Below are 455 nucleotides of genomic sequence, written 5' to 3' on the forward strand. Positions count from 1 at the left end.
CGAAGACCACGCGGACGACCTCGGTGTGGCCGGTCAGGCCCGAGCACACCTCCTCGTACGTCGGGTTCTCGGTGTGGCCGCCCTGGTACCCGGCCAGGGTGGTCCACACCCCGGGGGTCTGCCAGAACTTGCGCTCCGCGCCCCAGAAGCAGCCCAGGCCGAAGTCCGCGACCTCCAGGTGCGCGGGATACGGGCCGGCGAGCGGGTTGCCGAGCACGGTGTGGCGCTCGGGCACGGCGAACAGAGGCTCCGCGCGGCCCTTCAGGGCCTCCTCGCGGGTGACGAGCTCGGGCGTACGGCGGTACGAGAACATGGATTCCCTCCTTGGGTACTTCCCTCAACGGGCAGGGGCGGGGCGGGGGTAACCCCCCCCCCCCCCCCCCGGGTTTTTTTTTGGGGGAGATGTGGAGCCCGCGCCCGGCAACAAACGGAGACAGCCCCGCGGCCCCCGAGAA

General features: G+C 71.6%; 1 protein-coding gene. It reads right to left on the reverse strand.

The window, feature by feature from the left end; genetic code table 11:
- The coding region (locus ACFWB8_RS36590; protein ID WP_385237497.1) for a peptide-methionine (S)-S-oxide reductase at positions 1 to 313 on the reverse strand (313 nt) is incomplete at its 3' end.
- Positions 314 to 455: the final 142 nt, after the last annotated feature.

The sequence above is a fragment of the Streptomyces sp. NPDC060031 genome, assembly GCF_042736805.1.
In the GTDB taxonomy this organism is placed as follows: Bacteria; Actinomycetota; Actinomycetes; order Streptomycetales; family Streptomycetaceae; genus Streptomyces.